Source organism: Streptococcus sp. 596553 (genome assembly GCF_900411395.1).
GTDB lineage: Bacteria > Bacillota > Bacilli > Lactobacillales > Streptococcaceae > Streptococcus > Streptococcus mitis_BA.
Genome location: NZ_OXCQ01000039.1, coordinates 1 through 407, shown reverse-complemented (window position 1 = coordinate 407; position 407 = coordinate 1). Strand labels below are relative to the sequence as shown.

The 407-nt window shown below is 38.3% G+C and carries 1 protein-coding gene; it reads right to left on the bottom strand.

Annotation, left to right across the window (positions count from 1 at the left end):
• The coding region (locus DSY56_RS11705) for an Lrp/AsnC family transcriptional regulator (RefSeq protein ID WP_160109936.1) at positions 1–407 on the bottom strand (407 nt) is incomplete at both ends.

Below are 407 nucleotides of genomic sequence, written 5' to 3'. Positions count from 1 at the left end.
TGATGTTTATTCAAGTAGTAATATACCTGATTGTAATGTAGTCCTAATTTTTGTGCGATATCTTTTACAGCTATACCTTGATTGGCTAGCGAAACTACATCTTTGTGAAATATAGTCAAGTCTAAAATTTTTCGTTTCCCTAATTTTCGGATACGGTCTCGAATGGCTTTCTCACTACGTCCTAAGATACGAGCCAAGGTCTTGTACGAAAAGCGTTGGTAGTATTTCAGGATATAGCTATCATCTGCGTCTGACCATTTGGGCTGAAATTGCAAGTTAGGATTGTATTTCTGGAGTTTGGCTAATTTTGACCGAACTGCTTGGTAACTTCTATCCAAAAACTTGCAAGCCTGTGTTAAATCATGCTCTTCTCTGGACAAGACGTACCACTCCAGATAATCAACCTC